Origin of the sequence: Octadecabacter sp. B2R22 (assembly GCF_018861045.1) — a bacterium.
Classification (GTDB): domain Bacteria; phylum Pseudomonadota; class Alphaproteobacteria; order Rhodobacterales; family Rhodobacteraceae; genus Octadecabacter.
In genome coordinates this window covers 308,634-322,655 of record NZ_JAHKQJ010000010.1, presented here as the reverse complement: position 1 = coordinate 322,655, position 14,022 = coordinate 308,634, and the positions used below count along the sequence as shown (strand labels likewise).

The 14,022-nt window shown below is 54.3% G+C and carries 12 protein-coding genes; 1 reads left to right on the top strand and 11 read right to left on the bottom strand.

The window, feature by feature from the left end; genetic code table 11:
• Window position 1 precedes the first annotated feature (1 nt).
• Genes KO486_RS14480 through KO486_RS14470 form a run of 3 tightly spaced genes read right to left on the bottom strand, consistent with a single transcriptional unit; the run spans window position 2 to window position 2,351 of the window.
• Window positions 2-808, bottom strand: a complete 807-nt coding sequence (locus KO486_RS14480) for an ABC transporter permease (protein WP_216037990.1) — start codon at window positions 806-808, stop codon at window positions 2-4.
• Window positions 805-1,686 carry an ABC transporter permease gene (locus KO486_RS14475; RefSeq protein WP_216037989.1) on the bottom strand — a complete coding sequence of 294 codons (882 nt, stop codon included), beginning with the start codon at window positions 1,684-1,686 and terminating at the stop codon, window positions 805-807. Before KO486_RS14475 ends, KO486_RS14480 begins: the two co-directional genes overlap by 4 nt.
• The gene (locus KO486_RS14470) at window positions 1,683-2,351 is read right to left on the bottom strand and encodes a TetR/AcrR family transcriptional regulator (protein ID WP_216037988.1); all 669 of its coding nucleotides are present in this window, start codon (window positions 2,349-2,351) and stop codon (window positions 1,683-1,685) included. The genes KO486_RS14475 and KO486_RS14470 overlap by 4 nt, the downstream gene beginning before the upstream one ends.
• Window positions 2,352-2,459: 108 nt before the next feature.
• On the opposite strand from KO486_RS14470, the gene KO486_RS14465 reads away from it, so the two are divergent.
• The gene (locus KO486_RS14465) at window positions 2,460-3,824 is read left to right on the top strand and encodes an aminotransferase (protein ID WP_216037987.1); all 1,365 of its coding nucleotides are present in this window, start codon (window positions 2,460-2,462) and stop codon (window positions 3,822-3,824) included.
• A 149-nt stretch (window positions 3,825-3,973) separates the two neighbouring features.
• Here KO486_RS14465 and KO486_RS14460 read toward each other — a convergent pair whose 3' ends face one another.
• The 8 genes from KO486_RS14460 to acs all read right to left on the bottom strand — a co-directional run bounded on the left by KO486_RS14460 (window position 3,974) and on the right by acs (window position 13,999).
• Window positions 3,974-4,912, bottom strand: a complete 939-nt coding sequence (locus tag KO486_RS14460; RefSeq protein ID WP_216037986.1) for a hypothetical protein — start codon at window positions 4,910-4,912, stop codon at window positions 3,974-3,976.
• 511 nt (window positions 4,913-5,423) lie between these two features.
• Complete coding sequence (locus tag KO486_RS14455) at window positions 5,424-6,815, bottom strand: 3'-5' exonuclease (RefSeq protein ID WP_216037985.1); 1,392 nt, start codon at window positions 6,813-6,815, stop codon at window positions 5,424-5,426.
• A 1-nt stretch (window position 6,816) separates the two neighbouring features.
• Window positions 6,817-7,338 (bottom strand): hypothetical protein, encoded by a 522-nt coding sequence (locus tag KO486_RS14450; RefSeq protein ID WP_216037984.1) that lies wholly within the window; start codon window positions 7,336-7,338, stop codon window positions 6,817-6,819.
• 18 nt (window positions 7,339-7,356) lie between these two features.
• Window positions 7,357-9,123 carry a DUF294 nucleotidyltransferase-like domain-containing protein gene (locus KO486_RS14445; RefSeq protein ID WP_252734875.1) on the bottom strand — a complete coding sequence of 589 codons (1,767 nt, stop codon included), beginning with the start codon at window positions 9,121-9,123 and terminating at the stop codon, window positions 7,357-7,359.
• 111 nt (window positions 9,124-9,234) lie between these two features.
• On the bottom strand, window positions 9,235-11,034 hold the full coding sequence (locus KO486_RS14440; RefSeq protein WP_216037982.1) for a sodium:solute symporter family protein: 1,800 nt from the start codon (window positions 11,032-11,034) through the stop codon (window positions 9,235-9,237).
• Between the two features lie 5 nt (window positions 11,035-11,039).
• On the bottom strand, window positions 11,040-11,297 hold the full coding sequence (locus KO486_RS14435) for a DUF4212 domain-containing protein (protein WP_216037981.1): 258 nt from the start codon (window positions 11,295-11,297) through the stop codon (window positions 11,040-11,042).
• Window positions 11,294-12,034: an adenylate kinase gene (locus KO486_RS14430; protein ID WP_216037980.1), complete on the bottom strand. Its 741-nt coding sequence runs from the start codon at window positions 12,032-12,034 to the stop codon at window positions 11,294-11,296. The genes KO486_RS14435 and KO486_RS14430 overlap by 4 nt, the downstream gene beginning before the upstream one ends.
• A 3-nt stretch (window positions 12,035-12,037) precedes the next feature.
• Window positions 12,038-13,999 carry an acetate--CoA ligase gene (acs, locus tag KO486_RS14425; protein ID WP_216037979.1) on the bottom strand — a complete coding sequence of 654 codons (1,962 nt, stop codon included), beginning with the start codon at window positions 13,997-13,999 and terminating at the stop codon, window positions 12,038-12,040.
• Between the last annotated feature and the right edge of the window lie 23 nt (window positions 14,000-14,022).

Here is a 14,022-nt window from a genome sequence, read left to right as displayed (position 1 = left end):
CCTACAGAGCCCCGCTTGTCGATGTTTGGCCAAGCCGACGCGCACTGCGCCGTCTTAGGAGTTCGGAAAGTGTCAGAAGGACGACCGACAGGATCAGCAGCAGTGTGCCGAGGGCCATGACACTTGGGATTCGCTGTGGGAAACGAAGCTGCGACCATATGTAGACGGGCAGCGTGGGTTCGGTTCCCGAGAGGAAAAAGGCGATAACAAATTCATCCAGCGAAATGGTGAAACCAATGAGAAGGCTGGAGATCACGCTGGGCATGATCAACGGTAACGTCACCCTGCGAAACGTCGTCGCGCGGGATTCACCAAGATCAAGCGAAGCTTCTTCCAAACTGGGATCAAGCTGTTGGAACGACGAGCGCAATATGGCGATGCAAAATGGCGTGCAGATCAGGACGTGCCCCATGATGATTGTGTAAATCGACAGTTTAAGCCCCGCCAAAAGAACGACCGTCAAAAGGGACACCCCGATGATGATTTCGGGCAAGAACATTGGCAGCATGATCGTGCCTATCATCGCCCCTTTGCCGGGGAACTTGTATCTAACCGTCGCAGATGTCGCCAACAAGGCGAGCATCGTAGCGATGATGGAACTGGACGTCGCGATGATCAGGCTGGTTCCGGCAGCTTTGCGCAATTCATCCGCAGCGCCCAACGATTTGAACCAGTCAAACGTAAACCCAGACAACGGGAACGCGATGATGCTGCTGTCATTGAACGCAAAGATCGGCAAAAGGAGAGTCGGGGCATACAGAAAGATCACAAAGATGATCATGAACATTGTGAGAATGCGCTTGCTCATGCTGCGCCCTCCGCTTTCAGATAGCGACGATTGAGCCAAACAAAAATACCGGCAACGCTGCTCACCAAGACCAGCGCCGATAACGCAAGTGCTGCGCCCAATGGGGCATTATTGGCATTCTTAAACTGAATTTCGATCATGTTAGCGATCATCAACCCGTCTGGTCCACCGACCAGTCTGGGCGTCACGTAATCACCAATCGTCGGGATGAAAACAATGAGCGTGGCCGCCACAACGCCTGGCATGGACAACGGAAGCGTGATCCGCAAAAACCGCTGAAACGGTGTGTCACCAAGATCTTGAGCGGCCTCGAGATAGGACCGGTTCACCTTTTCCATCACCACAAAGATCGGCAATACCGCAAACGGCAGCCATGCGTGGCTAAGCGTAAGAACAACGGCAAACTGATTGTAACTGATCCAATCTAGTGGCGCGTCAATGATCCCCAACCCCATGAGCGATCCATTGACCACCCCGTTGAATCCAAGGATCACCTTCCACAGAAAAATCCGCATCAAGTAGGACGTCCAAAACGGAATGGTGATCAAAAACACCAGCAGCGCCTTGCGATTGTTGGGGGCCACAAACGACATGTAATAGGCCGCCGGATACGCAAGCCCGACTGTTAGCACAGTGACGATGATCGAGATCTTAAGCGAACGCAGCATCAAAGTCCGATAGACTGGGCTGGTCCACGCTTCCTTAAAATTGGCGAGCGTGAACGTGCGATCCAGCGTCAGGAAGTCCTGCGTCCAGAAGCTCATCGCGAGTAATATGGTCAGTGGTGCGGCCAACAACAGGACCGAGAACGCAAACGGGAGGCTAATCTGCGACAACCCGCGCCGCGCATCGGAATCCAGCTGCAAGCGTTTCATCATTTGATCGCCTGCTCTGTAGGCAATGCAATTGTAACAAGGGCACGCGTCATCGCTTCAATTCCTTCCGTTACATCCTGATAGGTTCGGTTTTCCGAACGAGTGAAATCGAAAAACATCATGTTCGCGTTGTTAAAAAGGGTGCTGCCAAAAACTGTGCTATCAAGATCGCCGCGCAACAGGCCGCGTGATTGCAGGTCCTCAGCCAAGGCAACGACATGATCACTCAGCACACGGTCAGATCGACGCAGGCGACGTGCTTCCTTTGATGTTACGTCCGCAAATGAGATCGCAAATCCTTTACGCCAAAGTTCCTTGTTCAGAAGCATCGTTTCCACTGCGAAGTATTGAAGCAGGAAGGCGCTAAAGATGTCCGCCGCAGGGGCATCAAAGTCCGGCACGAATGCCTGCCCCATATCCTCAAGTCGCTCATTTTCTATAGCGATCAGGGTCATCAATATCTCGTTCTTTCCCGGAAAGTAGTTATAGAGCGTGCCGACCGAGACCTTTGCCAGTTCCGCGATATGTTCAGCCTTCACAGCGTCAAACCCGTCACGCCCGAATAGCTCGGCTGCAGCGTCAAGGATGTGCTGCTCTCGTTCAAGTTTCTGTTGTTCACGTAACCCCATGGCCATCATGTAAGCGCGGTTCTCGGCAGAAATCAACAAATATTGTAGTTGAATATAAAATTATAACTGACTACAAAAATAGCAACACTGCATAAAACGGGTGCAACAATGCGTCGCGACAGCGGGCACTTCTCCAAAGGACACAGCATGACAGATACATCAAACCGCCAAACCGACGTCCGCCGCGAAGACAGCCATATCGTGCGTCCTTGGCAGGATGTCACCGTACTTGGACAGGATGAAGCGACCGTTCTTGAGGATAGCTCAGGAATTTATGTCAAGGACACCGAAGGCAATGACCTGATCGATGGCCCAGGTGGTATGTGGTGCGTCAACGTCGGCCACGGTCGCCACGAAATCATCGACGCTGTTGTGAAACAGATGGAAGAGCTGTCCTACTTTTCGCCTTGGACGATGTCCGCGCCCATCACAACGAAACTGGCCGAACGTTTGGCCAGCATTGCGCCCGGTGATTTGAACAATGTCTTCTTTACTACGGGCGGGTCTACGGCTGTTGATTCAGCGCTGCGCTTTGTCTTTTTCTACAACAACTGCCTCGGTCGCCCCGAGAAGAAGCAGATCATTTCGCGTGTGAATGGCTATCATGGCAGCACTTACCTAAGCAGCAGTGTATCGGGCAAGAAAAGCGAAAAAGCCCATATGGATATGGCGCAGGGTCTAGCCAACTTCATCTCCAGCCCCAAACCCAAGGACCGCCCAAAGGGAATGTCCGTTGAAGACTTCGGCGATATGTTGATCGCAGAACTGGAAGCCAAAATTCTTGAGGTCGGCGCGGACAAGATCGGTGCCTTTATTGCAGAACCGGTCATGGGTTCGGGTGGTGTGATTGTTCCGCCAGAGGGGTATTTCAAGCGCTGCCACGAGATCTGTAAGAAGTACGACATTCTGTTCATCGCGGATGAGGTTGTCACATCCTTCGGGCGGTTGGGGTACCACTTTGCATCCAAGGACGTGTTTGATGTCGAGCCCGACATGATCACGACGGCCAAGGGCCTGACATCGGGATACTTGCCGATGGGTGCGCTGCTTATTTCAGACCGGTTGATGAACGAGATCAATGCATCCACCAATGAATATCGCGCGTTCACGTCCGGCTTCACCTATTCCGGCCACCCCGCGTCGGCTGCCTGCGCGATGGCCAACCTCGACATCTTTGAGAACGACAAATTACTCGAACATGTACGCGACATTGCGCCGTATTTCGCCAAGGCCATGAACTCCCTAAGCGATCTACACGTTGTAACCGACGTGCGTGTGATTGGTCTTATGGCGGGTGTCGAGTGCGAGCTTGACGCGGATAACCCCGATGAAGACCGCGACTGCGCCTTTGCGACGAAGGTGGACGAAGCATGTCAAGAGCTTGGATTGCTCGTGCGCCCAATCTACAATTCCTGCGTCATGTCACCGCCGCTCACGATAACGAAACCTCAAATCGATGACATGGTTTCGATCCTGCGTGCGGGAATTACGAAAGCCGCCGCAGCAGAGTAACAAGATGGCTCAACGCGGCGCTAACCTGTCGTGCTTGAATACAAACGACGTCAAAGCCTTTTGATTGCAAGCCAAAGTGCTGTGTCAGCCCAATTACGCATGCTATCTCCAAACGCTACCGGTGTCTTGCCGATGCAAAGGGCATCGACTTAAACATCAAATCGAAATAGCGAACGGAGTTTACCCCAGGGCGTTTGAAGCGACTTTTGCCCAATGTAATCGGACGCAAGCTCAAGAAGTGCCTGATCTTCATTCGACTTCTTGTATGCTTTGTTCTCGGTGAGCTTTTTGAATGCCAGACCAACGAAATCAAAGAAATCCTGCTCAACACCGAAGCCAAGAACTTTGTAGTAATAAGGAGTTGTTCCCGGAATGGCTGAACTGGCAGAGCGAGCTTGGCTCCAGATTTTCTTAAAGTCACCAGCATCCGATTTGGCAGCCGCAATTCTAAGTAGTCCGACGAAACCCTGTTCGACCCAAAAATCGACAGATGCATTGCCTTGTGTCATTCGACGAAGCTGCGGCTCGGCTTCATCCCATCTACATAAGTCCAAGAGCGCGCTGGTCCTGCTGTTCAGATACCAGGTGGCTTTGCCGGGGTCCGTTGCTTCAATCATTTCTGCTGCAAGCAAAAAATAGTGAGCTATTTCCTCGGGATCTTTCGATTCATAGGCAATGTCTGCCGCCTGTTGTGCCGTGAGGCCGCTGCCGTTCTTGTCTTTGGCCTTTGATAGCCTTGCCTGCTCCACTTGTTCGAATTTTAAGACGCGATCACAAACAATGCCTGTCCGCTCTTGTTGCTCAACAAAAGGGTCATACCGCATCAGTTCTGGGTCAAGGCCTAAGGCGGCGGCGAGTGCGTCACGAGCTTCTTGGATATCGTTCCAAAGGTCATCCACATACACACCACTCTCTACGATTTCGGTGAGCACCCAAGCCAGCGCAGTGAGGCTATTCGGGTTCGGCCCAGCCTTCACGTCATCGCGTAGCTGATTGGCTAACTCATAACTATGTTTGAAGCAATTCGCCGCCAGTAGGGCTTGAGCGGCATCTGACAGCGCCTCAAGATCAAACGGATACTTGGTCAAAATGCGCCTTTCTACAACAATTGAGATTTGTTGTTCGTCGGCAAGCTATAGCATGCATACTTGCTCGAGAAACAGCGGGTTGCTCCGCAAAGCTGACGTTCATGCAATGCGCAACCCCCGTAAAATACTGCAGTGATCCACCTATCTAACATGAGAATGAGAAAGCAGTTTTCTCATGTTCGTAATATCCGTCCTCGCTTATGGCTTAATCCAGAAAGCGAAAGACCGGCATCGTGCTAACCGTCCGACTTGCCTGGAGAGCTGGTCTCTGGTTGTTCCGATGATCGGCCTTCGACTCGAAAGCCGAAGCGTTGCTGCTTTGGTCCGAGGCGTTGAAACTGGCAGGACCGAGCGTCGATTTTCTATTTTTGGCATCATAACGCATGCCCGCTATCAGGGCGTTGATAGAATGACCTCCGAAACCCGGCCATTATCGACATCAACCAGAGTGCCGGCAAGCAGTTCGTGTCGCAAAGAACAGGGACAGGTCGATGGATGACACTATGCCCGTTCAGGTTTTGAGAATTCTACGATGCTTGATCATCTCTTTTTCGAGCGCGCCAAAAGTTTGAATGCCGCGCGCTTCTAGGATCACGATCATGGCCACAAGAGCATCCGCCGTTGCGACGGCGTCTCCCATGGCTGTGTGGCGAAGCTCTTGAGGAATGACGATCCCGAGCCGGTCGCACAGTGCATCTAGTGTATGAACAGCAGAACCACCAAATACCGCTGCTGACATAAGGACCGTGTCGAGGACAGGTTGGTCAAAAACGCGATCTATCTTCGGCGATTGCTTGTGCAAAAACGCCATATCAAATGCAGCGTTGTGCGCGACAAAAACCGCCCCAGTGGCAAACCCGTGAAACTTGACGCAGACCTCATCAAACGGGGGGGCATCAGCAATCATTGCGTTGCTAACGCCATGCACGTCCGTAGATCGTTTCGGGATCGGTATTCCCGGATTGACCAAAGTTTCAAAGGCCTCGCCCGCAACGACTTTTCCGTTCACGACCCGAACCGCACCCAATTGGACAACTTCATCCGTCACGGGATCCAGCCCCGTAGTTTCGCTATCGAACACGACATAGACCAAGTCACGGAGCTGAGTGTTAGAGAGGCTATCAGACGGCGCCGCGTTCAGCAGATCGAAATCATACGTCAACGGGCGCGCCGCCGTTGGCTCTAGCGGTTCAAGCATCAAGGTATAGCCCGCTTTGGGCCCAAAGGTTCTGATGTGACCGGAATAGACAGTATCGTTTCGCGACACTGTGGTGATTTGCATGCGATCAATGCCTGTGTCGTGCAATTGAGACAAGGCGGTGAGAATCTCGGCCTCCTCAAAATAGTCGAACAACGATGTCTTCAAACGCGCGGCGCCAACCTGTTCCATCACAGACGCGGCCTGCCCATCATAAAGGATAATCTGATGATTGCCCGTCGCCAGGAATGTAGCGATGGGAACGTCGGACAAGATTTCCACCAGCCGGTCACGCTGTGCCCTCACCTCCGCGAGCTCTTTCTCCGCCATTTCCGCTTGCGAGCGCTTTATGTTTTCAAGGACCGAGCCCATGGCCGATGCGGCGGGTGCCAGATCCCCGAGATACTTGGCCGTCGTCACGTCTAGCGGCGTGTTGACATCAACGTGGGCACGGACCCGCAAGCTGGCGGCGATGGCCTCAATCGGTTTGCTGACGTTGTCGTCAAACAACAACCAAATCAGCGCCACGAGCCCTGTTATCCCGAAACCGGATATCAAGCCGGCTGTGATGAATGCGGACATGGCTTCGGGGTTGGCAAGCTGTCGATACCCGATCCACAAAGCGGACAGGATTATAGCCACGCCGCCAATCGCCAGCAGGCAGAAGAACAACAAAATTCGGGTGCGTAGGCTCAGATGTTTCATATCAGATATCCGTGCAGGCTGCCCGCAGCAGCGGCGCATCTGCATCCATAGTGTGCCATTCGGCGTTCATTACCTCACCGTCGGTTCCGAATTCGACGCCATCTACCAAATCGGCACGGGCATTTTCGGCGCAATCAAACAAGGCCGGAATTTTCGCCGTACGTGCCCAGCGGCCATAGATCACCAGATCAACGATCCTTTGATCCGGATAAGACGGGTTGGTGCGCGCTGTGGCCTGATCGACTGCAATAAAGCGGCTTACAAAAGGTTTGGCGTATGTCCACGGGCGGTAAAACTGAGTTTCTTCCACGGTTTCGGCCACAACGAACCCCTCTGGCATGTGCGACTGTGCGCGGGAAAACCAGCTGTATTCACTTGAGATTGTTGCGGTCAACATCGCCGCGCCCGCAGCCACAGGAACCAACCAAGACGGCAACCGCCCTTTGAGAGAGCGGTTTATAGCCCAGACCAAAAGCGCGGCGGCGACACCTGCCACGATGGTCCCAATGAGTTCGAAAAACATGGATCGTTCCTTCTTCGTCTAGGCGAGGTTGCCGCGCCCCTGCATCAGGGCGGACTGCATTGTTTTGATTACGACAAAGGCGTCGCGCAGGTGGCTCCTTTCAAATCCTGAAAGGGTCGCGGGGGCCAGGAAGTTGTCCGGCGCTTTGCCTTGCTTGATCAGCTTGGCCTGATGTTCCAGCCGTGTTTGCGCGACAAAATCATAGGCATCAAGAAGATCGCTGCCGCCGCTTTTGCTGATCATGCCAGCAGCCAAGGCAGCCTCTAGGCGGGCGCGGGTATTCAACGCCGATAACTGCCCCTGAAGCGCATACATCCGACCCAGATCGACCACCGGGACCACGCCGTTCAACTTGGTATCGATCGTATTGCGGTGCTCGCCTGCGCGGATCGTTGTAATGCCGCGCAACAGGCCAAGTGGCGTGGCTTGGGTCAAGGCGTTCGTGGCCATATGCGCCGTGAAGATCGAATTGGCCGCCGCCATTTCCAGCGTTTGGCGGTGCAGATCCTCAAACAAAGTTTCGTCCCCGCCAATGGGGCGCAGATCAAACATCACCGACGCCAGAAGCTGGGCCTCTTTGTCGGGCGTTGCGATCCAGCTTGTAAAATACTCTTTCCAGACGGCCAAAGGTTGCAGCCAGCGCGGGTTCGTCGCCATCATGTCGCCAGGGCAATATATGTAGCCACAGGCGTCCAAGCCGTCGCTGACGAACTGCGCGAACTTCTGGAAATATTGAATGTCTGTTTCGCTGACCCCGTCCTCGATGATCAAGCAATTATCCTGATCGGACACGCCGGTTTGTTCTTGTCGGCCTTGTGATCCGCAGGCCAACCAAAGGTAGCGCGCGGGGGCCGGACCGAACTTTTCCTCGGCCATGCGCAACAGGCGGCGGGTGACCACGTCGGCAATATCCGTGATCATTCGCGTGACCGTATCGTGCCGGTTTCCAGCAGCAACAAGTTGGACAAGAAGATCAGGAATGCCGGCGGTGATTTGGGCCAAATCCTTCTGAGACACAGCTTGCGCGGCTTGGGCCACAAAACTGGCGGCATGGGAGGCCTGAAAGCGTGTCAGATCAGTCTGCGTCACGATACCAACAAGGCGACCCGCAGCGACGACAGGGAGATGACCCAACCGGTATTCCATCATCATGTGCAGCACGTCCGATCCGATGGCATCAGGCGAAAGAACGCGCGGGTTTTCGGTCATGATGGTGCTGACGGGGGCGTCTTTGGGCAGGTCCTCGGCAACAGCTTTGTTGACGATATCGCGCAGGGTTATGATGCCGACAAGACGGTCTTCGGCCACAACGCACAGGCAAGAAATATGTTTGTCGCGCATAATACGCCCTGCCGCCTTAAGGGTCGTATCAGGCGCGCAGGCTGCCGGTGCGGAAGCCATCAGGGCCTCAACGCGCACGCTTGTCAGATCGCTGGAGCGCGCTGCAGTGGTCGGGCGGCGGCGGTCAAAGAACCGCTGAAAGGCCTCGTGTTTCGACAAGAGATCATGAAACATCGTGGCGGGAATACGAAGCAGGCGGCAGTCTTCTTGGGCGGTGGCTGTCGTGACGGCCAATCCGTCGCGTAGCAAGCCGCGTTCGCCAAAGGAGTTTTCGCGGGTGAGCAAAGACAAAGCAACGCCGTTTTCATCGGTGACAGAGATCTGTCCGCTCTCGATGACAAAGAGACCTTTAAGGCGGTCGCCGTAGCTGTAGACCTGTTGGCCTTTGCCAACGTCAATCCATTCGCTTTGCTCTAGAATTTCGGTGCGCGTGTCGTCTGACAGCACGTCATAGGGATGCAGATGGGACAAGATGGATGGTTGATCAATCGTCACAATGGCGGCCCTTCGGTAAGAGGTGGTTCTGGCGCAAGGACTGCGCCAGAACCGTTCGTTTTAGTGGTCTACGGCTTCGCCGGCACCAGCAGGTACACGCACGCTTTCGACCAAGTCTTTGATCTCTTGCGGTGTGTCTTTGGTGGACATGGACACAGCGTAAGCAACCGCAAAGTTGATCGCAGCACCAACCGCACCGATCGCAGTGGACTGGATACCAAAGAGGGATCCGTCAACCGTATCAGGGAACGAGTTTGTTCCAGCAATGAACAACCAACCCTTGTGCAGGAAGATGTAAACCAGCGTGAACGTCAGACCGGACAACATGCCCGCAACTGCGCCAACGTTGTTAACCCGCTTGGAGAAGATACCCATCATCAATGCCGGGAAGATAGACGCCGCAGCAAGACCAAAGGCCAAGGCCACAGTTTGCGCCGCAAAGCCCGGAGGGTTCAAACCAAGGATCGTCGCAACCACAATGGCAATCGCCATTGCGATACGTGCCGACAACAGCTCGTTCTTCTCTGACATGTTCGGAGTCAGTTGACCCTTCAGCAAGTCGTGGGACACCGCACTTGAGATCGCCAACAACAAACCAGCCGCAGTGGACAACGCAGCCGCAAGACCACCTGCCGCAACAAGGCCGATGACCCAGCTTGGCAAGCTTGCGATTTCAGGGTTAGCAAGCACGAGGATGTCACGGTTGAAGTTGGTCAGCTCATTGCCTTCCCAACCGTTTGCCGCGGCACGCTCTGCCATCGCATCAGACTGATCGTTGTAGTACTGAATGCGACCGTCACCGTTCTTGTCTTCCCAATCGAGAAGACCGGTTTTCTGCCATGTTTCCATCCAGTCATAGGCCGCATCTTCTTCGATCATCTGAACAGATACCGCTTCGCCATTTGTGCCATCAGGCCACATCAGGTTGGTGATGTTCAAACGCGCCATCGCACCAACAGCCGGAGCTGTGAGGTAAAGCAGAGCGATAAAGACAAGCGCCCAACCAGCGGACCAACGAGCGTCAGACACTTTTGGAACCGTGAAGAAGCGCATGATGACGTGAGGCAGACCAGCTGTACCAATCATCAAGGACAGCGTGAACAAAACCATGTTCAGGTTGTCTTTGTGAGCTTCTGTGTAGCTGGCAAAGCCCAAATCGGTCACGACTTGGTCAAGCTTTTGCAGCAAGTAAACGCTGCCTTCGCCGCCCGCGTTGGCTGTTTCACTAAACAGACCAAGACCCGGAATTGGGTTACCTGTCAGCTGCAAAGAGATGAACACAGCAGGGATCGTGTAGGCGAGGATCAGAACAACGTATTGCGCAACCTGCGTGTACGTCACACCTTTCATGCCACCGAAAACCGCGTATGCGAAAACCACACATGCACCGATCAAAAGACCAGCCGTGTTGGAAATCTCAAGGAAGCGCCCGAACGCAACGCCAACACCTGTCATCTGACCGATCACGTATGTTGTAGACGCAATGATCAGACAGATCACAGCAACCAGACGCGCCGTTGGTGAATAGAAACGGTCACCGATGAACTCGGACACAGTGTATTTACCGAACTTGCGCAAATACGGTGCCAAAAGCAGAGCCAGCAGAACATAGCCGCCAGTCCAGCCCATCAGGAAGGACGAGTTGTCGTATCCGGTGAAGGCAATCAGACCCGCCATCGAGATAAACGACGCAGCAGACATCCAGTCAGCAGCCGTCGCCATACCGTTGGTTACAGGGTGAACACCGCGACCCGCGGCGTAAAACTCAGATGTGGAACCCGCACGGGCCCAGATCGCGATGCCGATGTAGAGCGCGAAAGATGCGCCAACAAACAGCAGGTTAATGGTAAACTGTTCCATGCTGATTATTCCTCTACGCCGTGTTCACGGTCCAGCTTGTTCATACGCCATGCGTAGAAAAAGATGATCGCGAGAAATACGAGGATGGAGCCCTGCTGGGCCACCCAGAAACCAAGGTCCGTTCCGCCGATCTGAATGCCGGAAAGCATTGGTCGAAGCAGAATTCCGAAGCCGAATGGGACGATAGCCCAAATGACTAAGCTTATCTTAATGACACGCATATTGGCTGCCCAATATGCCTTTGGGTCCGGTTGTTCACTCATTGTGTTTCCTCCATTTGAGTAGTCTTTGTTATCTTATCCGAGACTTGGACGCCGCGCACATTAATCGTGATGGGGCGTACGATTTGCCGCAATTCATTTGTAATAGAACCGATGTCGCCCATTGCATCCAATGCCTGCAACGCACCCGTCTTCTTATAAAATGAGATCAGCGGTGCGGTTTCGTCGTGATAGGCGACAAGACGTCGGCGCACTGTGTCCGCATTATCATCTGCGCGACGGCGGAATTTCGTGCTGCCACACTTATCGCAAATGCCTTCTACAGCCGGACGCTTGAACGTCTCGTGGTAGCCTTCGCCACAACCGTCGCAGGTATGACGGCCGGAAATCCGTTCAACCATTGCATCGTCCTCGACCTCAAGACTGATCGCGGCGTGCACTTGCGTGCCATAGGACGTCAAAAGGTCTGACAGGGCTTCGGCCTGCGGAATCGTACGCGGGAACCCGTCAAGGATCACGCCCGCCGCACAATCAGGATCGGCAAGACGGTCACGCAGGATGTTGATGACGATCTCGTCACTTACCAAACCGCCAGCTTCCATAACGGATTTCGCTGCATTGCCTGCAGGGGTGCCCGCCGCAACGGCTTGGCGCAACAAATCCCCTGTGGACAGCTGGATCAGACCGAACTGGTCTTCAAGAACCTTTGCTTGTGTCCCTTTGCCCGCCCCTGGGGGACCAAGCAAAATAAAGACGGGTACGTTACTGTAATCACGCATGCCTTACTCCTTGTTCATTCTGTTTTCGATGAGGTCGTCGACCACGGATGGATCGGCGAGTGTTGACGTATCGCCCAGCGCGCCAAAGTCGTTCTCTGCAATCTTACGCAAGATGCGGCGCATAATTTTACCAGACCGTGTTTTTGGAAGGCCCGGTGCCCACTGGATCAAGTCCGGTGCCGCGATGGGGCCGATTTCGGTCCGTACCCATGTGCGCAACTCTTTGCGCAACTCTTCACTGGGTTCTTCGTCGTTCATCAACGTGACGTAGCAATAGATGCCTTGGCCCTTGATGTTGTGTGGGTAGCCAACGACGGCAGCTTCGGCGACTTTGCGGTGTGCAACCAGTGCGCTTTCGACTTCGGCGGTGCCCATCCGGTGACCGGACACGTTGATCACGTCATCGACGCGCCCCGTGATCCAATAATCGCCATCTTCATCACGGCGACAGCCGTCTCCGGTGAAGTAGTAACCCTTGTAGTCCGAGAAATAGGTCTTTTCGAACCGATCATGATCACCCCAAACGGTGCGCATCTGACCGGGCCAGCTGCCCTTGAGACACAACACTCCTTCGCAGGCCGTGTCGTGGATTTCTTCGCCAGATGTTGGTTCTAGCACCACCGGCTCGACACCAAAGAACGGCTTCATCGCAGAACCAGGTTTCAGCGCATGGGCACCAGGCAGAGGTGTCAGCAGGTGGCCGCCTGTTTCGGTCTGCCACCATGTGTCGACGATGGGCAGTTTCCCTTTGCCAACGACATCGTTGTACCAGTTCCATGCTTCTGGATTGATTGGCTCGCCCACCGTGCCTAGCACCTTAAGGCTGCTGAGGTCACAGCCTTCGACGAATTCCGGCCCTTTGGCCATCAACGCACGAATGGCAGTCGGTGCGGTGTAGAATTGCGCGACCTTGTGCTTTTCGCAGACCTGCCAGAAACGGCTGGCATCAGGGTACGTTGGCACGCCTTCAAACATCAGTGTCGTCGCGCCATTGGCCAGAGGACCATAGACGATATAGCTGTGGCCAGTGACCCAGCCGACATCCGCCGTACACCAGTAAACGTCACCTTCATGGTAATCGAACACGAGCTCCTGCGTCATCGCGGCATAAACCAGATAACCACCCGAAGAGTGAACGACGCCTTTAGGCTGACCGGTTGACCCTGACGTATAGAGAATGAACAGCGGGTCTTCTGCGTTGACCTCAACTGGGGGGCAATCGGAAGAAGCAGCAGCCGACAAGGCATTGTAGTCCAGATCGCGCCCGTCAACCCAAGTGGTCTGGCCACCTGTGCGTTTCACAACCAGACATTTGACCGTGTCTTTGCAGTGCAACAGCGCCTCGTCGGCGTTGGATTTCAGAGGTGTTTTACGCCCGCCGCGTGGGGCGTAGTCGGCTGTGATGATGACCTTGGCGTCTGACCCATTAACCCGCGCGGCCAATGCGTCTGGCGAGAAGCCTGCGAAAACGATGGAGTGGATCGCGCCGATCCGCGCACAGGCCAACATCGCATAGGCGGCCTCAGGGATCATTGGCAGGTAGATCACAACGCGGTCACCCTTGGTGACGCCCTGATCCTTAAGCACATTCGCCATCCGGCTAACTGCGTCGTGCAGGGCAGTATAGGTGATGTGCTGGGCGTCCTCTTCGGGATCGTCGGGTTCAAAAATGATCGCCGTTTGATCCCCGCGTTTGGCAAGGTGACGGTCGATACAGTTGGCAGAGACGTTCAGCGTCGCATCAGCGTACCAATTGATGTTGACGTTGCCCAAGGTGAAGTCGACGTTTTTGACGTTTGTGTAGGGCTTGATCCAGTCGATCCGCTTGCCGTGCTCACCCCAGAACGCGTCTGGGTCCGCGATAGACGCAGCATACATCTCGTCGTATTTCGCCTCATTGATGTGGGCGTTTGCGACCATGTCGGCGCTGGGCGCATATGTCTTTGATTTCACATCTTCTGTCATCGGTTTTCTCCTCCAAGAGATAG

Excerpts from the sequence above, each read along its gene's own strand:
- KO486_RS14450 (WP_216037984.1), bottom strand. The coding sequence starts at position 7,338 with ATGTTTTTCGAACTCATTGGGACCATCGTGGCAGGTGTCGCCGCCGCG.
- KO486_RS14480 (WP_216037990.1), bottom strand. The coding sequence starts at position 808 with ATGAGCAAGCGCATTCTCACAATGTTCATGATCATCTTTGTGATCTTT.
- acs (WP_216037979.1), bottom strand. The coding sequence starts at position 13,999 with ATGACAGAAGATGTGAAATCAAAGACATATGCGCCCAGCGCCGACATG.
- KO486_RS14475 (WP_216037989.1), bottom strand. The coding sequence starts at position 1,686 with ATGATGAAACGCTTGCAGCTGGATTCCGATGCGCGGCGCGGGTTGTCG.
- KO486_RS14465 (WP_216037987.1), top strand. The coding sequence starts at position 2,460 with ATGACAGATACATCAAACCGCCAAACCGACGTCCGCCGCGAAGACAGC.
- KO486_RS14455 (WP_216037985.1), bottom strand. The coding sequence starts at position 6,815 with ATGAAACATCTGAGCCTACGCACCCGAATTTTGTTGTTCTTCTGCCTG.
- KO486_RS14435 (WP_216037981.1), bottom strand. The coding sequence starts at position 11,297 with ATGAGTGAACAACCGGACCCAAAGGCATATTGGGCAGCCAATATGCGT.
- KO486_RS14430 (WP_216037980.1), bottom strand. The coding sequence starts at position 12,034 with ATGCGTGATTACAGTAACGTACCCGTCTTTATTTTGCTTGGTCCCCCA.
- KO486_RS14440 (WP_216037982.1), bottom strand. The coding sequence starts at position 11,034 with ATGGAACAGTTTACCATTAACCTGCTGTTTGTTGGCGCATCTTTCGCG.